The 20,574-nt window shown below is 43.6% G+C and carries 13 protein-coding genes; 3 read left to right on the top strand and 10 right to left on the bottom strand.

The features are described 5' to 3' along the window. Positions 1-14: 14 nt before the first annotated feature. Positions 15-1,046: a glycosyltransferase family 2 protein gene (locus DRB05_RS12905; RefSeq protein WP_128727312.1), complete on the bottom strand. Its 1,032-nt coding sequence runs from the start codon at positions 1,044-1,046 to the stop codon at positions 15-17. A 503-nt stretch (positions 1,047-1,549) separates the two neighbouring features. Beyond that, positions 1,550-3,433 carry a methyl-accepting chemotaxis protein gene (locus DRB05_RS12895; RefSeq protein ID WP_128727310.1) on the bottom strand — a complete coding sequence of 628 codons (1,884 nt, stop codon included), beginning with the start codon at positions 3,431-3,433 and terminating at the stop codon, positions 1,550-1,552. A gap of 84 nt (positions 3,434-3,517) precedes the next feature. Between DRB05_RS12895 and DRB05_RS12890 the strand changes: the two genes are divergently transcribed. Further along, positions 3,518-4,678 (top strand): porin, encoded by a 1,161-nt coding sequence (locus DRB05_RS12890; protein ID WP_128727309.1) that lies wholly within the window; start codon positions 3,518-3,520, stop codon positions 4,676-4,678. A gap of 120 nt (positions 4,679-4,798) precedes the next feature. Then, positions 4,799-5,440, top strand: coding sequence for an alpha/beta fold hydrolase (locus DRB05_RS12885; protein ID WP_128727308.1), 642 nt, complete (start codon positions 4,799-4,801; stop codon positions 5,438-5,440). Here the strand turns inward: DRB05_RS12885 and DRB05_RS12880 are convergent. Continuing rightward, on the bottom strand, positions 5,437-5,646 hold the full coding sequence (locus tag DRB05_RS12880) for a hypothetical protein (RefSeq protein WP_128727307.1): 210 nt from the start codon (positions 5,644-5,646) through the stop codon (positions 5,437-5,439). The genes DRB05_RS12885 and DRB05_RS12880 overlap by 4 nt on opposite strands. A gap of 404 nt (positions 5,647-6,050) precedes the next feature. Here DRB05_RS12880 and DRB05_RS12875 point away from each other — a divergent pair, with 404 nt between their 5' ends. Beyond that, positions 6,051-6,524: a Dps family protein gene (locus DRB05_RS12875; protein WP_010376518.1), complete on the top strand. Its 474-nt coding sequence runs from the start codon at positions 6,051-6,053 to the stop codon at positions 6,522-6,524. Between the two features lie 318 nt (positions 6,525-6,842). Here the strand turns inward: DRB05_RS12875 and DRB05_RS12870 are convergent, their stop codons facing one another. From DRB05_RS12870 to DRB05_RS12840, 7 genes are all read right to left on the bottom strand, one after another. Beyond that, positions 6,843-8,906, bottom strand: coding sequence for a S9 family peptidase (locus tag DRB05_RS12870; protein ID WP_128727306.1), 2,064 nt, complete (start codon positions 8,904-8,906; stop codon positions 6,843-6,845). Positions 8,907-9,036: 130 nt separating this feature from the next. Beyond that, positions 9,037-12,189, bottom strand: coding sequence for an efflux RND transporter permease subunit (locus tag DRB05_RS12865; RefSeq protein WP_128727305.1), 3,153 nt, complete (start codon positions 12,187-12,189; stop codon positions 9,037-9,039). A 15-nt stretch (positions 12,190-12,204) separates the two neighbouring features. After that, positions 12,205-13,371: an efflux RND transporter periplasmic adaptor subunit gene (locus DRB05_RS12860; RefSeq protein WP_128727304.1), complete on the bottom strand. Its 1,167-nt coding sequence runs from the start codon at positions 13,369-13,371 to the stop codon at positions 12,205-12,207. Positions 13,372-13,613: 242 nt separating this feature from the next. After that, entirely contained in the window at positions 13,614-15,989 is a 2,376-nt protein-coding gene (locus tag DRB05_RS12855) for an ABC transporter permease (protein WP_162847789.1), read from the bottom strand. Between the two features lie 5 nt (positions 15,990-15,994). After that, positions 15,995-18,376 (bottom strand): ABC transporter permease, encoded by a 2,382-nt coding sequence (locus tag DRB05_RS12850; protein WP_128727303.1) that lies wholly within the window; start codon positions 18,374-18,376, stop codon positions 15,995-15,997. 10 nt (positions 18,377-18,386) lie between these two features. Beyond that, on the bottom strand, positions 18,387-19,091 hold the full coding sequence (locus tag DRB05_RS12845; RefSeq protein WP_128727302.1) for an ABC transporter ATP-binding protein: 705 nt from the start codon (positions 19,089-19,091) through the stop codon (positions 18,387-18,389). A gap of 10 nt (positions 19,092-19,101) precedes the next feature. Continuing rightward, positions 19,102-20,343 carry an HlyD family efflux transporter periplasmic adaptor subunit gene (locus DRB05_RS12840; RefSeq protein ID WP_128727301.1) on the bottom strand — a complete coding sequence of 414 codons (1,242 nt, stop codon included), beginning with the start codon at positions 20,341-20,343 and terminating at the stop codon, positions 19,102-19,104. Between the last annotated feature and the right edge of the window lie 231 nt (positions 20,344-20,574).

Raw genomic sequence — 20,574 nt, 5'->3', positions numbered from 1 at the left:
AAAATAGAGTGTAATTATGCCTCATATTGCAACTCTTCTTTTGCTTCGGTCTTTTTAATATCCATCAGTAAATAAACTGGCCGTTGTTTAGCCTCAGTAAAAAGCCCGGCAATGTACTCACCTAAAATACCAATGGCTAATAGCTGCACGCCACCTAACGCTAACACAGTCAACATAATACTTGGATAACCAGGTACCGGCTCGCCAAACACGAGTGTTTTGACCAGCACCCAAATGGCAAAAATAAATGCATATAAGGAAATGACGCAACCTACCCAAGTAGCAAGCCTTAAAGGCTTCATGCTGAATGAAGTTATTCCCGAAAGTCCAAGCTTAACAAGCTGTAAATAGCTCCATTTAGTTTCTCCTGCTGCCCGTTCTGGACGCTTAAACTCGAGGGTCGTTTGATTAAACCCAGGCCAACTCATTAGCCCTTTCATATAGCGGTTTCGCTCAGGAAGCGTGTTGATAGCATCAACGACTTTGCGATCTAATAGCCTAAAATCACCAACGTCTTCTTCTACTGGACTATCTGATACCCAATTAAGTAATTTATAATAGCACCGAGCACTCGCTGTTTTTAACCACGACTCTCCTTCGCGGGCACTGCGTTTCATATTGACTACATCAAAACCCTTTTTCCACGCCTCAAGCATTTTTGGCAGTAACTCTGGTGGATCCTGTAAATCAGCATCAATAGGGATCACCGCATCGCCTTGCGCATGTTCAAATCCAGCAGTTAACGCAGCCTCCTTACCAAAATTACGGCTCATTTGCAGGCAAACTACAGATGAAAAACTGTTATTTAACTGGCACATCATTTGCCATGACTCATCTGTACTTCCATCGTCGATGTAGATCAATTCGAATCGATACTCAGGCAGTGTAGCAATCACGGTACATAATTTATGATGTATCGTGTTGAGTACCTCTTGTTCATTAAACGCAGGGACGATTAAAGAGATAAGTGCCCTATTGGTGTAACGTATTTTGCGCTGCGTACGGGCCATATTCGACCTATCAATGGCAACCATTAGCTTGGTCATAACTCTGTTCCAATTATTGCATTTAGCGCAGTTTAAAATTAACAATGTCGAAAAAATGTCTACATTGGGACGACTTTTTTTTGACCTGCTATTTAGCAAGCTCTGTTATTTTGAGGTGGCTTGTTATGCAGTTTTTTCGTTTTTTATGTGTTGGAGGAGCGGGCTTTGTAGTTGACTGGAGTGTTTTTAGCACGCTTTTAGCTAACTCATCTACGCCATTTTTCGCAAGGTTAATCGCATTTTGGTGTGCAGTTATGACAACATGGTTAGGTAATAGGTTTTTCACTTTTACACAAGCACAACGGGTGCGTGTTATTAGTCAGCTATCCAAACATATACTTATCAGCCATTTATTTGGCGTTGTGAACCTAGGTGTATTTTGGCTTTTTTTACCACTTACCAACGTACATGTTGCATTTGCCTTGGGTATACTCTTAGCGACGGCGGGCAATTTCCTATTAAGCAAACGGTGGGTATATAAGCCCTGTTAGTCACCGATATTTTCACAGCGTAAACTTAGACAGCAGCACCTCTTGCTCATGGGCATTTTTCGCGAGTTCTTCGCTGGCACTATATTGCTTGTCTGAAAAGCTGCCGACTTCAACGCTGATATCGTTGATATGTATTGTATTTTTATTGATTTCTTCAATCACCACACTTTGCTCTTCGATGGCGGTCGCAATTTGGATATTGCGATCCATAAGCTCTTTTACTGCTTCTGAGATTTCTTCTAGCATATGTGTTGCTTGTTCGGTTTGTGAAACACATTGCTGGGTTTTATCTCGGCTGCTTCCCATGGATTGCTGAACTTGAATGGACGAGGCTTGGATCTGGTCGATCATGGATTTAATTTCGGTGGTGGATTCCTGTGTTTTTGATGCTAAAGAGCGCACTTCATCTGCCACTACCGCAAAACCACGACCTTGCTCTCCGGCACGTGCGGCTTCAATTGCAGCGTTAAGTGCTAATAGATTAGTCTGTTCTGCAATACCATTTATGACTGAAAGAATATTCTCGATATTTTGGCTATATTCTGCAAGTTGCGTACTTAGCTCGTACGATGCAGTAATATCGTCAGCCAATGCATTAATTTGGCTTCGCGCTTTAAAGAATATCTCTTGCCCTTCGGAGGTCTTTTCATTTACCGAGGTGATGGAGCTTGCGGCTTGCTGCGCGTTACCCGCGATTTCGGTCGAGGTAGTGCTCATTTCATTCATCGCGGTAGCGAGGTTTTCAATCAGGCTAACTTGTTGATCAAGTTTCTGTGAAGAATGCGTCGACAACTCTTTGGCGGCATCACTGCTTATCACCACTTCGTCTGCACGTTCTTTTACATTACTTACCAACCCATGCAAAAAGCCTAAAAAGAGATTGAATTGTCGTGCAACTGTGCCGCATTCATCTTCGTTAACGATTTTTAAGCGCCGAGTTAAGTCACCACCTCCATTTGCCATACTGGTGATCGCAGATTCCAAATCCCGTAATGGTTGGAGTAAGTGAATTGCTAAAGTCCGTACGCAGAATACTCCAATAGCCACGGCTAAAATGGCAATGATCAGGGAGTTTATAGTAATTTCGGTTAGTGTTTTATAGGCTTTTGATTTATCGATTAACACTGCCAAATACCAATCCGTACCAAAGGTATTATCAAGCGAATGTAAGTAAAACAGCCTGTTGCCTTCTTTGGTATCTACTTCTTGCAACTTATCTACGCTACCTAAGCGTAATGCAGGGTATGCCTGTTGCAGTTTTTTGCCGTTAAATTCGGCATGTTGATGAGAAATGATATTACCAGACTTGTCGACCAAAAAGGCATAACCGGTATTATCAAAATTGACCTGATTGACACTATTGGCGATGGTTTTTAGGCTTAAGTCTCCCCCAATAACCCCTTTAAATTTACCATTAACTACGATGGGAGACACTACCGATAGCAACAATTCGCCTGTCGCCGCATCAGTATACGGGCTGGTATACACCGTTTTATTTTGATTTTTACCAAGTTGATACCAAGCTCGCTCTCTAAAATCTACGCCCGGAGGATTTTTACGAGCAGGGTTGTTTGACCTGAGCCCCTCCTCATTTGCCAAAGTACCAAAAGTAAGCAGAAACTCGTTTTTAAATACTGGTGTATTCAACGCTTGCTGAAAGTTATCATCGCTAAAGTTTTGCTCTAACTGACTTTTTATCACATTAATTTGCGTTGCTTTACCAGCCAACCAATTCTCTATGCTCACAGCCAGCAATTGCGTGCTGTCGGTTACATAAGCATGGGTTTTGGTTTTCACCGAATCGCTAACAAACCAGTAAGTAGAAAGCGTCGTTGTGGTGATGATCAATAAGATCACTATGGCAGAAGTCACAGAGAACTTAGTGCGGATCTTCATATTCAACAGCCTGAATAAAAAGTGCTCGAATATCAAAAGTGTTGTCTATAATTCGATTATTGGCAACTGAGCGATGTAAAAACCATGAATTTTACTTTGAGCAACTCAACCGCACTGATTGGCCTAGCCTGTTTACTGACTTCTTCAGCAGTTTTGGCAGCCGATCGCCCTGTCACCATGGCCGACATTGAAAATCTTGAGCGACAATTAGCTGAGCTTAAAGCTCGATTTATGACGCAAAATAGCGACCTAAAGGTCGCTGCTCCAGTGGCAAAGTCAACACCACAAAGTGACCCCGTAAAACCACTGACCGAGCCCTCAACCACCCTCAAAGCCTACGCCACAATACGCCCGACATTTGGCGTAATAAACCAAGATGACGAAAGTAACTGGGATGTTCGTGACGCCTTATCCCACGCAGGGATTAAAGTGACTCATGAATTTATGCCGGGCTGGCAGGCCGAACTTCATGGTGAATGGGGCATCGATCTCGCCAATGAAGGAAATTTTGGCAAATCGCGCCGTGCTTATACTGCGCTAGGTACGCCGTATGGCCGATTTGGTATCGGCAAGCAAAGACCTGCACAGTATCTGTTTATCGCCGAATACGTTGATATTTTTAATCACGCCAGCAGTCCATTTGCTTACGATCCAGAGAGTATTTTTTTCGTTGATAATTTAGTTACTTACCGCTACGAATTGGGGCCAATGACGTTTATCGCCGCAGGCCAATTTAATGGTGATAAAGGCGATAATCAAACGGATTTATTCAACACAGGATTAAGTTACGATAACGCAGGTTTACATGCCGCAATTACTTATCAACAAAACGATGTGTACGATAACGAGCAACATATTGGTGAAAACCAACTCTGGTCTGGCGCACTGGCCTATCAATTTAACTCTCGCTTTTACGCTGCCATGGCCTATCAGGACAAAGACTATCAACGCGTGAGCGCACTTGATTCTCGACAAGGCCACACCTTTGATCTTTCTCTGGCCTATCAACTCGCAAAACATTATAAGCTCAAGACCGGATATTTTGATTTTGATGACGGGTACGGCAGTCACGATCCGCTAAATCAGAGCTTTGATGGCTACAATGTTACACTTGAGTGGTTACCAACACCGCCGCTCAGAGTGCACTTGGAGTATTTGAACAAGTCCTTTGATAATCAAGTGGATATGGATTCCATTTCCATTGGCTTTAGGTACGATTACAAGCAAGAGTGGCAATTTGATTAGCCAAGATCACTGGCTCTAAGATAATAACTTTTCAATTTGACTTGATTCATACATCAAGTATTCAAGTGAGGGTGGTACACTCGCACAAGGCTTAGAAGTATTCAAGTTTAAAGAGGCGGCATGAACCACTCTCCTATTCCACTCAATATTACCGTGAGCGCCAAAATCGAAAGCATTGTAGTGCTACATGGCTTGTACATGTCTGGGTTTGTGATGCGGCCGCTTAGCGCTCGCTTAGGTAAATCAGGCTACCGTATTCTCAATTTAAGCTATAACACGTTAACGCCAAACATTGATGAGATTTGCGCCGCTATTGATACTTTTGTTGGCGACCGCCCTGCCGCACTCGTTTGCCACTCCATGGGGGGCTTAGTTGCAAGGGCGTATTTAGAGCGAGGTTCTGCAACGAGCAAGCAAGTAAAAAAAGTGGTGACCTTGGGGACACCACATAAAGGCAGTGCCATTGCCAAGCATATGCACGACAAAGGACTGGAGCTACTGTTAAAGAACAGTGTGGAATTTTTATTATCTAACAATCAAGATTGGCCTTTCGACGCCAAGCTTTACAGTATTGCAGGCGACTTACCCATTGGACTAATGCCACTACTACAAAAAGGTAGCCAGTCGGATGGTACTGTGTTGTTAGAAGAAACCAAGCTCAGTGGCATGGCCGAGCACAAAGTATTTCATCTCAGCCATACCAGCTTAATATATTCCCGTGCGGTAATGGACTATATCTGCGAGCTGTTAGAGAGGCCTTAGTGCTCTGCGCTTGCAGCCACTTTGTAAGCAATCACAGCGATCAAACCAACTACTAGCGGCACTGGTGCAGCGATATAACCAAAGGTGTCTGAGTTTGCGATACTTGCGCCAGCTAAGTGACCCACTAGCCCAACAACAAATGCTACTAGAGCGATAACAACGACGACGAGTTCCATTTTATGTTCTGATTGTGTTTTGCCTTTCATACTCATTTCCTCAAGTAGTAGACACCGCGTTTTTTGTGTCTTGATGAGATGATTATGCGCTTACAGTGCGGTGATATTTTGACCTAAATCAAGGTTTCAAACCGCCAAAATACGAACGTGATTAAACACTTGTCTTAGATCAAAAACTACGCGCTCAGGTAAGATTTTGGTAAAAGTTGGCAAGCTTTATTCCTGCCAAGTATTCATGTCACCTTGTTATTTTTGAGCGCTTTTTGGGGTTTCATCTTGTTTTTTAACGCGCTCATCCCAACGTCATCTTGTATTAATATTTGATATGTTTTGATTTTAACCATTGATTTTTCCGATTAAACGCTTTGATTTTAATCATTGGGCAATCACCTAAGGTTGCGCCATACTGACTGTGAATCAACAAGGAGCATCGCATGACAAACATTAATTCTATCGGTTTAGACAAAGCAAAGAGCCAAGCACTGGTAACGTCACTTAATACGCTACTAAGTAGCTACCAAATTCAATATATGAATGCCCGTGGTTTTCACTGGAACATCAAAGGTCGTGAGTTTTTTGAACTACACCTAAAATTTGAAGAAATTTATACGCTATTACTTGAGAAGGTAGACGAAATCGCAGAGCGTATTTTGACGATTGAAGGCAACCCATTGCATGCGTTTTCTGATTATTTGGAAACCAGCAAAATTCAAGAAGCAAAAGGGATCAGCAATGGTACGCAAGCACTAGAAACTTTGCTTGATGGCTACACAACGCTTATTTCTATGCAGCGTGAGATTCTAGCGCAGGCGGGCGAAGCCGAAGATGAAGGGACAGCTGCGCTAATGAGTGATTACATCAAAGAGCAAGAAAAGTTGGTGTGGATGCTTAAAGCGTATTTAAACTAAGATAGCTTGCCCCTACGCGGGTTTTCCGAGTAGGGGCTAGTTTACCTCGCGAGCTTTTACCACGTTGTTATCGAGCTAAAGCTCCGACCTACAAGCTGGGCCAACTCCTACCTAGGTTTCCTCTGGTAGGAGCGAGTTCACCTCGCGAGCTTTTATAACGTTGTTATCAAGCCAAAGCAGGGATGTACGAGTCGAGCTAAAGCTACGACCTACAAGCAGAGCCAGATCCTACCTTGGTTCTCCCTTGGTAGGAGCGAGTTCACCTCGCGAGCTTATATAACGTTGTTATCAAGCCAAAGCTGGGATGTGCGAGTCGAGCTAAAGCTCCGACCTACCATCCAACAAGCTGATAAAGAATGCCATTTCTAGCGCTCTTTCATGCAGGCTTTTAAACCTGCCTGACGCCCCACCGTGACCCGCTTCCAAGTCGGTTTTAAAAATCAGTACGTTATCATCCGTTTTATATTCTCTAAGCTTAGCAACCCACTTCATGGGCTCCCAATACTGCACTTGCGAGTCATGCAGACCTGTGGTCACAAGAATATTTGGATAGGCTTTGGCTTCAATATTGTCATACGGTGAATATGCTAAAATAGTCTGGTAGTCCGCTTCATTATTCGGATTACCCCATTCATCATACTCGTTGGTGGTCAATGGGATTGACTCATCCAACATGGTAGTTAACACATCCAAGAAAGGCACATGGCAGCCTAACCCTAAATACAGCTCTGGAGCTTGGTTTGCAATTGCACCCATTAACAGGCCGCCTGCACTTCCACCTGATGCAAACACTTTGTCTTTATGGCCGTAGCCCTGTTCAACTAGGGCTTTGGTAACATCAATAAAGTCGTTGAAGGTATTTTGCTTATGGGCTTTTTTGCCGTGCTCATACCATTCACGGCCAAGCATCTCAGAACCCCGAATATGCGCAATCGCGTATACAAATCCTCTATCTAACAGGCTTAGAATTTGACTAGAGAAGTTAGGATCGATAGTAATACCATAAGAACCATAACCATACTGCAATAATGGATTGCTACCGTCTTGGTTAAACTTATCTTTGCGATACACCAAAGATACAGGGACTTTAACGCCATCTCTTGCGGTAATATGCAAACGTTCAGAGTGATAATATTCTGGCTTAAAATCGCCTAACACCTGCTGCTGCTTTTTAAGCGTTTTCTTACCTGTAGTTAAATCACAATCGTACACTGAGCTGGGAGTTGTCATACTCGAGTAGTGAATACGAATATTACTTGAACTTGGCTCAGGGTTATTTCCAACCGTGGCAAAATAACAAGCATCATCAAATCCAAGGTGATAGCTCTGCCCTTGATAATCATGAACCACAAAACGGATCTGCCCTTGTTCACGCTCTGTCAGCACAAAGTGACTATTGAACAGCTCCAAGCCTTCTAATAGTACATGGTCGCGATGGGCAACTAACTCTTCCCACTGCTCAACATCACCAATAGTTGCCGCTGTTGCACGCATTAAACGGAAGTTTTTAGCATTCTTATTACTCAGGATGTAAAAGAACTCTCCCATTTTTTCAAGACCATATTCATGGCCAATTTCTCTTGGAATAAGGGTGCTAAACTCACCGCAAGGATCATTTGCATCCAGTATTAACTGATCGCTCGTTTCCGTCGCTGCAAGATAGATATAAATAGCGCTTTCGTCACGACTTTTACCCAATCCCATATAAAATTGGCGATCTTGCTCTTCAAACACCAAAATATCATCGCTTTGTGGCGTTCCCAACACATGGCGATACACTTGGAAGCCGAGCAACGTTTGCTCGTCTTTTTTGACATAAAATACGGTTTTATTGTCGTTCGCCCAAATTACCTGACCTTCCGTGTTATACAGCACGTCTTGTAGTAATGTATTGGTGTTTAAATCAAGAAACTTGATGGTGTAAATTCGACGCCCATCGGTATCTTCACTATAGGCAAGCAATTGCTCATCTGGGCTTACGGTAATATCACCGATGTCGTAAAACTCGTTGCCAGCGGCTAACTGATTAATGTCTAACAGTAGCTTTTTATCCGTCAAATCTTCTTGTGATGCGCGATAATACTTAGCATATTCATCATCACCACTCACTTCACTTACATACCAATAGTTGCCATCTTTTGCAGGCACCGAGCTATCGTCTTTTACAATACGACCTTTCATTTCTTCAAACAGCTGGGTTTGCAGCGCTTGGTGAGGCGCCATTTGCGCTTCACAGTAATCATTCTCTGCTTTTAGATGTGCCAATACGTCGGCATTTTTACGCTCGTCATCACGCATCCAGTAGTAGTTATCGATACGCTCATGATTATGATGCAGCAAGGATTTCGGCTGCTTTCTGGCTAGCGGTTGAGTTTTTTCCATCACCAAGTAGTCATCCTAAATTCGTTATTTTTCACCAGTGTATCATGATTCAAGTGCCACACCAGCGCGCAAAGAAAAAGGCCGAACATGATTGCGCGACCTTTGCATTGTTTAGTGTAAACGGGAGTTTCTAGGCTTCCGCTTCCTCTAATTGATTATCGTCAGACTTAGGCTTGCGTCTGATCTTCGCTTTTAAGCGTGAACCTGCCCCCTGCACATCGGTTAAGATAATGTATAGGGCTGGCACTAACACAAGCGTGATAAGCGTTGCGAATAACACGGCAAATCCAAGTGATACCGCCATCGGAATAACAAACCTTGCTTGTAGGCTTGTTTCAAAGATGATTGGCATGACACCAGCAAACGTCGTAATAGAGGTTAGCGTGATTGCCCTAAAGCGTGCACAGCCCGCTTCAATAACCGCCTCTTTAAGCTTAACGCCTTCGGCACGTGCTTGGTTGATATAGTCCGTCATTACCAAGGAGTCATTAATCACAACACCTGCTGCGGCTACTAACCCGAACATAGACATAGTACTCATATCTAAGCCAAACACTAAGTGACCCCATAGCGCACCGACTAAGCTAAATGGGATTACTGACATCACGATAAGCGGTTGCGCATAGCTCTTGAGCGGTACAGCCAATAAGATATAAACCATCAACATACCAGCTGCAAAGAATAAGATCTGCTCACTGGTTTGTGCTTGGCGCTCTTCCACACTACCACCCAGCTTAGTTTTTACGCCTGGGAACTGCTTAAGTAGTTCTGGTAAGATATTTTCTTCAATATTCTTAACCACCACATCAGGTTCAATCAGCTCTTCATCGATGCTACCGTATACGTATACCGTTCTAAAGCCATCTTCACGACGAATATAATTGATACCCGGTTTCTCGGTAAACTCTACGACGTCGCCTAGCATCACTTCTTTGCCTTTTGGCGTAGTGATGATAGTACGCTTAAGTGAAGCCAAGGCTTTACGATCTAGTTCAGGATAACGCACCATCACTTTGATCTCTTCACCATCACGAATAACCCGCTGCGCTTCACCACCGTAGAAGCTATTACCAACCTGAATAGCAACATCAGCCAGTTGCAAACCTAGCTCATACGCCACTGGTTTGAGCGCAATCTGCATTTCTTTACTCGCAGGGTCAATACTCGAGCTGATATCAAATAACCCAGGTTGCTGTTGAAGCATAGAAATAAGCTGTCTGCCCGCCGCATTCAGAGTCTCGATATCTGAGCCTAATAAGCGATAGCCAAACTCGCCTTCACCGCCGCCCTCATTGCCAACACTGTCATACACAATGATTGACTTCACCGCAGTGATCTCTGGCATTGCTTCACGCCAACGACGCGCAAGTTCAAAAGCGGTAAACGGTCTTAAATCTTCATCAACAAGCGTTGATAATACCAAGCCCTTCGTGCGACTTTCGTTCCAAGAATATATATCCTTAATCATGCCTTGACCGAATTCTTGCATAATGTTTTTATCAACATGGTGCATCATTAACTCGATCGACTGCATTGCCGCAATGGTTTGCTCATCCGAAACATTATCGTTCATAGTAACTTCAATTCTCGGATAGTCCTCTGGCACCTTGGGGAAAGGAATAAAACGTACAAGATTAGAGGTCACCAAACTTAAGCTAAATATCAACATTGCTACAAAGCTTAAAAACACCGTCCATCGCCATTCGACACAGCGCTGAATAAAGCGTCTGTATGGTCCATTAACAAAGGCGAAGAACTTCTTGTTAAATGCAGCTCGACGACTGTTTGGGCGCAGTGGTTTAATCTTAGTGTGGGCAATATGCGCTGGTAAAATCCATTTTGATTCAATCAAACTAAACACCAGACATAAGATGATAACGCCCGAAATTGACTTAAAGAATGCGCTCTCTGGACCTGATGAGAACAACATAGGTGCAAACACCGCAATGGTTGTTAATACACCAAAGGTTGCTGGCGTTGCAACACGCTTAGCGCCGATCACTACATTTTTAACACTGTGACCTTTACGTTCAATTTCGGAGTAAGCGGCTTCCCCTATGACAATGGCATCGTCTACCACGATCCCAAGCACCATGATAAAGGCGAACAGCGATACAATATTAATGCTGATTCCAAGTGCGGGCATAAACAAGAACGCGCCAAGGAAACAAACAGGCAGACCAATCATTACCCAAAGCGCGAGTTTAAAACGCAGGAAAATAGTTAGCATGATGGCAACCAGTAACGCACCTTGGATCATATTGCTCTTCATCATTTCGAGTCGAGCATTTAGGTAGTACGTCATATCAACGATTGGTTCTAATCTTAAGCCTGCTGGTAATTCAGCATTTTTCTTTTCGATATACTGATGTACCGCCTGAGCGATAGGGATCATGTTTTGGTCTTTGGTCGCTTTAACCGCTAAAAATACCGCATTTTCACCGTTCAAACGAAAATAGTATTCACCTTCAGTTAGGCCATCTTTGATTTCTGCAATGTCTTGAAGGTAAATTTTCGCGCCGTTATCGCCGACCTTAACAGGGATGTTTCTAAACTCATTACCGCGGTACATTTGGTTTTCAACACGCACGGCAATAATGCCTGATTCCGTCCTTATCTGACCTGCTGAAATGTTGGTCGAATAACGTCTAATTGCATTGCTCACATCATTAATGGTTAGGTTGTAACGTCGCAGAGCATCTGGATCTACTTCAATACCAATCTCGTAGTCAGGGGTGGAGCGGTCAACCAGTGATATCACCGGAATTTCTAGTAACTCATCCTCAATTTCTTTAGCAATTGGCTTGAGCGCATTCAACGGTAGATTACCTGCAAGCGCAATGTTCACTACGTCTTGACGAAACTCTATAAGCTGAACCTGCACAGGCTCCATGGACGCTGGGAAGGTCGCGATACTATTCACACGCGAGCGAATTTTATCTTCGACTTCCGTTAAGTCTTCATCTTTATAGATTTCAAGTTGCGCACTACCGCTGCCTCTAGCGGCACGGTAAACCCCTTTTTTGATTTCTGTAACGTCTTTTAATGCTTCTTCAATTTTGATCAAGATCCCCTCTTCAATTTCTTGAGGAGACGCGCCAGGATATACGGCTGACACCGTCACATAATTGATCTCAAAGTTTGGAAACATTTGTCTTTGGATAGTCATATAACTGATAAAACCCATTATCAGTATGAAGACCATCAACAAGTTCGCTGCTACCGTATTATTCGCAAAATAGGCGATAATACCGCGCTGCGATGTTTTTTCTATATCACTCATGGTCGCTCCTTGCTGTTACAGCTTTTCCGGCTGACTACTTGGCTTTGATGACGAGTCCGTGCCAGCAACTTTAACTTCCATGCCTTTTTGTGGGTATTCTGGTGGCGTCATGACCACTTTATCGCGACTTGTGATGCCATCACCAATTAGGAAGAACTCCCCCTCTTCGCGGATAACTTGCACTTTACGTGGCTCAAGCTGGTTATCTTGATTAAGCAACCAAACCGACTGATTATTCACGATATCTTGAGGTAGGCGGTAGATTTGTTTTAACGTTTTACCCGCAAAGCTAACTTGTACATACGTACCATATTTTATCGCTGGCTGACGCGTTGTGAGACCGTACGGGTCGTTAATACGTACCACTAGGTTGTTCATGCGAGTTTGTTGGTCAACAGTACCTAGGTCTCTATCAATTACCGCTTCACGAGTAAAAGCATTCACGCCACGCTGATAAACCGTGGCAGCAAGCCCTGACACTCGCTCAGGTAGAAAAACAGAATCAAAACCCGCGATAGGAATAATGACTTCTGCAGTTTCGATGTTATTGACAGTACCGACAGAGCTACCCATGGAAACGAACTGGCCAAGACCAACGTCTTTTTTCACTACCAACGCATTGTAAGGTGCAATCACTTCACAGTTTTCTAGATCTCGTTTTGCACGCTGTAATGCGGCTTTTGCAGATTTTACTGAGGCTTTGGCACTCATGACTTGCGGTTTACGCAAAAATAGGTCGGTGTGCTTTTTATTTGGAAACCTTCTTGCTTCATCAGCAGCAACGTCAGCTTGAGCTTGCTCTTCAATAAGCTGCGCTTCAGCCCTTGCAAGTTCAGCTTCCGCTTGGAGCAATGCAGCTTCGTAGTTATCTTGCTCAATGCGAAGCAGCACCTCGCCTTTTTGTACCAGCCCACCTTCGACAAAGTTAGGGTGCCAGTATTCAACCTCGCCCGAGACCTGAATAGAAAGCTGCGTGCTCTCTAGCGGTTTTACTTCGCCATAACTTTGGATCACCACTTGGTGATCTTGCGCAGTGATTGTTTCAACTTCAACAACAGGGCGAGAATCGACTTCCTGCTTCTCTGGTTCACTTTTAGCCACTGCATTGATGACCTTAAATCCAACAACACCCACTATAAGCACGGTAAAGGGTAGAATCCATTTTAGAATTTTAGCTTGCATGACAATACCTATTGATAATTTTCTGACCGTATAGTAGCAAGTTTATTGCGTTCTCGGATGTGACATTTGTAAGAATCTGTTACACCTGTAGAACATCTATTTATAGTCACGCTAAAGCATCAAAAATTATTAAGTAATTTCAAACAATTAAACATTTACGAGATTGATATATAAAGACCTTTTCAAGTATGGCTTTTGCAAGATACATAACAACTTCTTTGATTTTTTGTCACAATCATCGCCTAGATCTGCTTTGCTACATGATGAAACTCAAGCGCTAAAATAAAACTCCCTATTAATACGACGGCCAGCAATAAATAGATCCCAAGCTGCCCACTCAAAATGCCAAATATACTCGCTATCACTAGAGAGAAGCACACGGCAATAACAACAGCCACCGCGATAAGAGATACTCGGTTTTGGCATTGCTCTATCAAAATATCAATAGTCTTAGCGCCGACTAGACGTTTGATATTAAAAATTGGCGCACTCAATATCGCAAGATAACCGAGCAAACCATACATACCTGCAACTACTTGTATTAACATCATCAGTGCGATCACCAGCCCTGCTAAAAAGCTCAGCATGGCTGTTTTATTGAGTTGCTGCATCCGCAACTTGATATCAACGAGCTTTAAGATCGATTGGCTTGGGTTTTGCTGTTTGTACAAAGCAGTAATCGTATGCAAGTCTAATTTCTCCCCCGCTTTGGCTCGCACCAAAATATTTCCACTAATAAAATTAAAAGGTAGATAAGCCAAGGCTTGTGCTTGGGAGGTATGGCTGAAGGTATTTTCAACAATGCCCACAAGGGTAATAGGGCGCTGGTTTTTGTCGTAGATGGTCATGCCGATATCTGCCGCAGTCACGCCAAGGCGCTGTGCTAAAAGCTGATTGAGCACCACTTTTTTTCCCGAACTATTGATAGCTAAGTCATCCTCAGAGAATCCGCCACCAGCAATAAATCTTTGGCCTGAAGTGCTAAAGTAACTTGGCCCACTGAGCTGTAAATAAGCGACGACTGAGTCGCTGCCATCATCAACTAGGCTCAGCGACTCCAGAAATACAAACTCATGAGGTAATACGCCAGCCAGAGCAGCACTCTCGACACTTGGGTGTTGTCTAAGCGCCGACAAATTTATCATCGCTTGATTATATCTTGCTTGAATAGCATCTGAGCTGCGTTCGTAGTTACTTTGCTGTAACTCAACAAAATAAAGGTTATTTGAGTTAAAACCACTTGATGTATTTAGCTGCCCACCAAAGTAACTCAATAGCCAAAATGCAAAGCTCATTGTGACTATACCCACACCAATTTGCAATCCGAGTAAGGCTTGACTCATTGACTTAGGTAATTGTTTGACCTGTCCTTTTCCTGCGCCACTTAATTGACTACGAATATCCTTAAATGACACCTGAGACATTGCAAGTTTTACAAACACCAGTGCACAGAGTTGAGCAAAGACAACCACCAACAAGAAGCTCCACCAAGGCAACGTTAGCCAAACTACGTGTGCTAAAGCCTCCTTTGCCCAAAACTGCATTAGCCAAACGCCAGCTTTCGCTATCCCTATGGCAAACAATGACGCAAATAAAAAAATTAAGGCGATATAACACCACTGCTCTAGTTGCAGATTGCCGCGCTTAGCACCGAGTACAATCGCCAGCGCCAGCTGGTTTTGTTTGGATTTAAAATCTAACAAGTAGAGTGAAAATGCATTCACTAAGGTAATGATAAGTAGCCCAACGCCTGCAAATGCTAACCATTGCGTCGTTGTTCTTAGCTGCCCTTTTAGTTTATCTGCAAGTGGTAACAACGAAAATTTGAGCGTCGCACGACCAGATATCGCTTGTTCTAACTGAGCTTGCTCAAATGCAGCTTGAAACTGTGTTTGTAAAAGCGTTAATTGCGCCTTTACATTGCCTTGCTTTATACGACCTACAAGAAATAAGTCGCTTCTTACCGCCAAATGATCCATACCCGTAATACTGTCACCCATCATAAGGGCGAATGGCAAAAATACCTCACTCATCCGGTTAGATTGATATAATTGCGGTTCGGACTCGTCGCACGCGGCCACTCCCACCACGGTATAACGACGCTCATCAAGTTGAACGCTCTGTTCTATCATGTTTTCATCAGGAAAATGTTGCTGCACAAAGCACTCTGTCACAACAATTTCATTAGGTGCTGTACCAAGAACATCACTTTGGGAAAACCACCGCCCTTCCTTTAAAGTAATATCAAAGAGTGAAAAGAAATCATCACTGACATAAGTTGTCTCGACCCTTGGCTCAACCACTGAGCCACGCAATAAGCTATGGCTATAAAATACCGCGGAGGCTTTATCAAACAACTGTTTGTCTTGAGCTAACTGCCAAGCAACGGGTGTGGAAATCGCATTTTCCATGATCGTCTTGTCATGTTCATCTAACATATCACCCTGTAGCCAAAAGAGTTTATCGCTTTGCGGATAAGGTAGCGGCTGATAAGCCTGCCATGATAAGCCAATACTCATTAGCATCGCGGCGAAAGCGCTGCCCAATAACGCAACTAACATCAGATTTTGTCGAAGACTATGCCAAAGCCGCCCCAATAACGTACGCCATAATGTCATACTTATCACTTCTCTAACTCAGAAGGATTGATCAACGCATTGAGTGGTCTGCGCAGTATTTGTTGCAGTGAAAAGTATAAACACACACTCGACACCAACACTATCCCCGCAGCCGCAACCGAAAACTCTGCCACATTAAATGTTTGCTGAAAGTACGGCGATAATAATAAACAGCCCATCAGGGCGATAATTAACGCGATACCTATGTGCTTAAAGTGGGTGATAAGATCCTCTTGAGTTAGATCGCTGTGTTTGGCACCCATAACCATCTTTGTACCATAATGGACAACTTTAAGTGACTGGCTATATCGGAACACGCCGATTAAACCAACAACAACCAGCAGCAACGCCAGTGCAAGTATAAATAGTGCCCCGTAGGTGACCAAAGTATCAGTCAACAGGTATTGCTCACGCTGCGCTGCAAGTGATTTAAAACTAAAGATTTTCAATGCAGGATGAACCTGAGCTAGCAGCTCGGCGAAATGGGATTTAGTAACCGGCTGCTGAGTCTTTATTAACGCTGTCCTATTGCCTTGTACTGCTCGATAAACATAGGGTAATACGGGCTCACCCGGCACAGCTAAATCGGCCACAACACCAATAACTTCAAATGCCGCATCTTCGTCTGTAATGTCAAAACTCAAGCGTTTGCCTAGCGCCTTTTCCTCTCCACCTAGCTGCTCAGCAAAAGTTTTATTGATAATTAGCTGCTGATCGCCTCGACGCACTGCTTCACTATCGAAAAACTGCCCTTGTAGTAATGGCAAAGAGAAAAATTCGAGATAGCTACTATCCACTACTCGACCAACAGGGTGCACTCGTTTGAGCGTCTCAACCTCTTGCAATGACCAAGTGTCAACACTCTGTCCAATAGGTGAGCGACTTCGACTTACCGCAATTACTTCTGCAGTATTTGCTAAAACCTCACTGGCTTGACGCATTATCTCTTCGTACTCGTCTCTCGGCATTGTATCAGGAGCATAAAGCGTGACTTCGTATTTATTCTTGAGATCTACTGCATAAGCATTGTTGAGATGAGATATGGCAGAAACACCAACATTAAAGCAAAAGAATATCAAGATAATAGAGATACTTAACTGACTCACTGCCATGATCCGTTGCACTCGCGAACTCATAACAACAGCTGTGCCCTTGCCACTTTGTTTTAGCATTTGCGTTAAGTGACGAAAGCGTATTGCTGACATTCCACCTAGCAACAATAACCAGCTCGCCAATAAAGCGACCAGTGCTAATGCGAGCACACTTTGCCAAGTTAATGCTATCAGCTGCGCTTGCGGCAACAGTCCAACGAGTTCTGTCTGTAGCCATTGGCAAATAACATAAGACGCGCCAATTGCAACCACGAGTGATACTGAGCAAAGTGCTAGCAATGGTAACCATTGCATCAGCGCAATATCTCTTATTTTTGCTCCCACCACCGCTTGAATTGCCAACCTGCGCTGGATCTGGCTGAGCCTTGCAAGATATAAATTACTAATATTTAATAGCGCTATACCAAGTAAGCCAAGCGATACCACAAACACCCCAAACAACAATAAGGGGGATTTACCGAGTATAATTGATTTTAACGGCACCGCGCGAATGCCAATATGCCATTTCGCAAAGTACTCACTGTCGCTCACTTTGCTGCGCCAAAGTGTGTTCATTTCGTTGGAAAGTGAGAGGCTAACTTGTGCATGCTTCACACCTGTAGCCAGTTTACCCACCATCAAATTAACCGCGTAGCGGTTCCACCAGTACGGCTTTGCTTCCTCTAAAGTTAGGTTATATTGCCAAGGTAGCCAAACCGCAGTGTTGTGTGTGAGCTTTTTTAAGTTGGGCTCATAAAATTGCTCTGCTGCGACACCGACAATTGTAAACTCTCGCTCATCCAGACGCAGCGTTTTATTTAAAATATCGGGGTCACCATTGAAGTGACTTTGCCAAGCTTGATAGCTAAGCACAGCGACAGGGCTGCTCTCATTTACGGGTTCAGTAACAACCCGGCCCATCGCAAGCGGCATATCAAAAATACTAAACCACTCGGGCGAGACATAAGCCGATTCAACCTGTGGTGCATCGGCATCCGAAGTTAGCAATTGCTCAGCATAATGCACCATAGCCAACTGCTCCATTGTCACAGGTTTATGCTCGTATAAATGCATTAATGATGGGTAGTTAAAGGCTTCGCTGCTCTCGTTGCCATTTTCATCAAACATTGGGTATTCAAGCTTTACAATACGTTCTGCGTTTGAATACGGCAAAGGTGAGAAATACAAGCTATGTAACATCCCCATTGCGACAAGCATCACAACGAATACGCAGCTCAGCGTAGTCACAACACTAACATGATAGATATTTACTCGGCCTAAGTTGAACACTTGCATGACACCCTCTCTATGCGCGTAAACTAACAGGTGGAGCAGAAGCGACGGTACCTAACAGCTCGCCATCAAACAACTTCACCTGCCTTGGAGCCATATCGGCATAACGAGGATCGTGCGTCACCATACAAACGGTAGTGCCTTGCTGATGCAATTCAGCAATCAATTGCATTACCTGATCGCCACTTTTCGAATCTAAGTTACCAGTTGGTTCATCTACCAGTAAAATGCTTGGATCGGTCACCAAAGCACGAGCAATGGCGACACGTTGCTGCTGCCCGCCTGATAACTGATTAGGCTTGTGTTGAACGCGATGCGACAGCCCAACCTTTTGTAAACAAGACTCGACTCGCAGCTTTACTTCTGCCTTACTCAACTTCTCAGGACGGTACTTTAGGGGTAAAGCGACATTATCGAATACCGAAATTTCATCAATGAGATTAAAAGCCTGAAAGACAAACCCAATGTGTTCATTACGAAGCTCAGCAGCTTGATCAAGCGTCAGCGTTGTCACATCATGAGCACCAATCGTATAACTACCACTTGTTGCTTGGTCAATTAAACCAATGATGGATAATAAAGTAGATTTACCACAACCAGAGGGACCAGAGATCGAAATAAAATCGCCTTTTGCTATTTCCAGTGAAATATTTCTCAGTGCATGTGTTTGTAGCTCTTCGGTTTCGAACACTTTATTAATATTTTTAAGCACTATCATTTTGATATTCCTACTTTAATAAGATTGTCTCATCTAGACTAGCAAGATAGGCTAGATCAGAAATGATTAATCGTCTCCCGGCTTCAACGCCAGAATTTATAACAATATATTTCCCAGTTGAAGCACCAAAGGTGATTTCCACTGGCTTTGCGGTTTCATCACTAGTCAGCGCAAAGAAAGTCTGTGTTTGATTGTCTTTAGCATTGGCGGGACGCTGAACATAAGTGGCATTGGTAAGGTGCTTAATGGCAATACTGGCGGAGATACTCAGCTGCGAGCGTGCCTGCTTTGGTAGTGTATTTGGTAAACTCACCTCAACTTCCACACTATTGTTTGTCACCACAGGGTCAACTCGGAGTACTTTACCTTTTATGATATTGGCCTGCATCTTCACCATAACGTCTTGGCCTGTTTCAACCCAACGCACTTGGGACTGCGGCACAGATAATACCGCCATCAACGACTGGTTAGAGCCGATTAATGCCATCTCATCGCCAATATTAAGTTGCTGCCCAAGCGCTAAAGGCATGCGCTCAAGGATCCCTGAAGTACTAGCCCTAACCTCTAATTGTTGCTGCTTTTCTAGTAAGTTATTGAGTTCTTGCTCACGAATATTAATTTCCTCGTTGGCAAGAGTAAGGGCCGAACCATGCAGTGCTTGCAACTGTTCAGTTTGCTGCTCTAGTAGAGTTATTTCATGTTGCAAGGTACTCAAGCTGGTTTCAGTTTGGGCAAAATTCAGTGCGGAAATAATGCCTTGTTGTGCGAGATTTTGTTCCGCGCGGTGACGCAATACTAAGGTTTTAAGCGCACCTTGTTTTTGCATCAGCTGTGTTCGCTCATTTAGCAGCTCTCTTTGCTGAGTCAGTAACAGTTGCTCTTTTATGGCCCGCGACTGTCGCAAAGCTTGTTTGGCTTGCTGAACTTGTAACGTAAGATCTGGGCTCACAAGCTCGGCGATCACGTCGCCTTTATGCACAATTGCACCCGCTTTATGGTGAATAGTTTTAACGATAGCCGCGCTTTGCGCGTTTAATAAAAACTGCTCGGCACTACGTAATTCCCCAAAGCTATCCACTGACAAAGTAAGCGGCCCTTGTTTCACCTCTGCTACCAGTATCTCTGTGCGCATCACACTAGTATGAGATGTCCATTGTTGCCACAGCAGATAAAAAACTATCACCACCATTAAACAGGCAACCACAATATAATGTGTGGTCTTTTTTGGCTTCGCTGGTTTGACTAGATCCATTTCCCCTCCTCACTGACCAAACATTAATAGCGAGATTAATGCCAACTTTAAATAACTTTAATTTTCAATTACTTAATGGATTTTAAGTTGAAAGATCTAGCTTATATTTCGAAATCGGAATACCCACTCCGGGATCGGAGAGTAACTGCGGTGAGTACAACTTATCTGTTGTTACACTCGTTTTGCCTTGAGCTTCTGACAGGTTCAGTTGTTTTGGGTACACCGAGTCAA

Origin of the sequence: Pseudoalteromonas sp. A757 (assembly GCF_004103285.1) — a bacterium.
GTDB classification, from domain to species: domain Bacteria; phylum Pseudomonadota; class Gammaproteobacteria; order Enterobacterales; family Alteromonadaceae; genus Pseudoalteromonas; species Pseudoalteromonas galatheae.
Note: the sequence above shows the minus strand (reverse complement) of the source record. Positions and strands in the feature narration are given on the sequence as shown.

Coding starts and splice junctions, on each gene's coding strand:
- DRB05_RS12905 (WP_128727312.1), bottom strand. CDS start 1,046: ATGACCAAGCTAATGGTTGCCATTGATAGGTCGAATATGGCCCGTACG.
- DRB05_RS12895 (WP_128727310.1), bottom strand. CDS start 3,433: ATGAAGATCCGCACTAAGTTCTCTGTGACTTCTGCCATAGTGATCTTA.
- DRB05_RS12890 (WP_128727309.1), top strand. CDS start 3,518: ATGAATTTTACTTTGAGCAACTCAACCGCACTGATTGGCCTAGCCTGT.
- DRB05_RS12885 (WP_128727308.1), top strand. CDS start 4,799: ATGAACCACTCTCCTATTCCACTCAATATTACCGTGAGCGCCAAAATC.
- DRB05_RS12880 (WP_128727307.1), bottom strand. CDS start 5,646: ATGAAAGGCAAAACACAATCAGAACATAAAATGGAACTCGTCGTCGTT.
- DRB05_RS12875 (WP_010376518.1), top strand. CDS start 6,051: ATGACAAACATTAATTCTATCGGTTTAGACAAAGCAAAGAGCCAAGCA.
- DRB05_RS12870 (WP_128727306.1), bottom strand. CDS start 8,906: ATGGAAAAAACTCAACCGCTAGCCAGAAAGCAGCCGAAATCCTTGCTG.
- DRB05_RS12865 (WP_128727305.1), bottom strand. CDS start 12,189: ATGAGTGATATAGAAAAAACATCGCAGCGCGGTATTATCGCCTATTTT.
- DRB05_RS12860 (WP_128727304.1), bottom strand. CDS start 13,371: ATGCAAGCTAAAATTCTAAAATGGATTCTACCCTTTACCGTGCTTATA.
- DRB05_RS12855 (WP_162847789.1), bottom strand. CDS start 15,989: ATGACATTATGGCGTACGTTATTGGGGCGGCTTTGGCATAGTCTTCGA.
- DRB05_RS12850 (WP_128727303.1), bottom strand. CDS start 18,376: ATGCAAGTGTTCAACTTAGGCCGAGTAAATATCTATCATGTTAGTGTT.
- DRB05_RS12845 (WP_128727302.1), bottom strand. CDS start 19,091: ATGATAGTGCTTAAAAATATTAATAAAGTGTTCGAAACCGAAGAGCTA.
- DRB05_RS12840 (WP_128727301.1), bottom strand. CDS start 20,343: ATGGATCTAGTCAAACCAGCGAAGCCAAAAAAGACCACACATTATATT.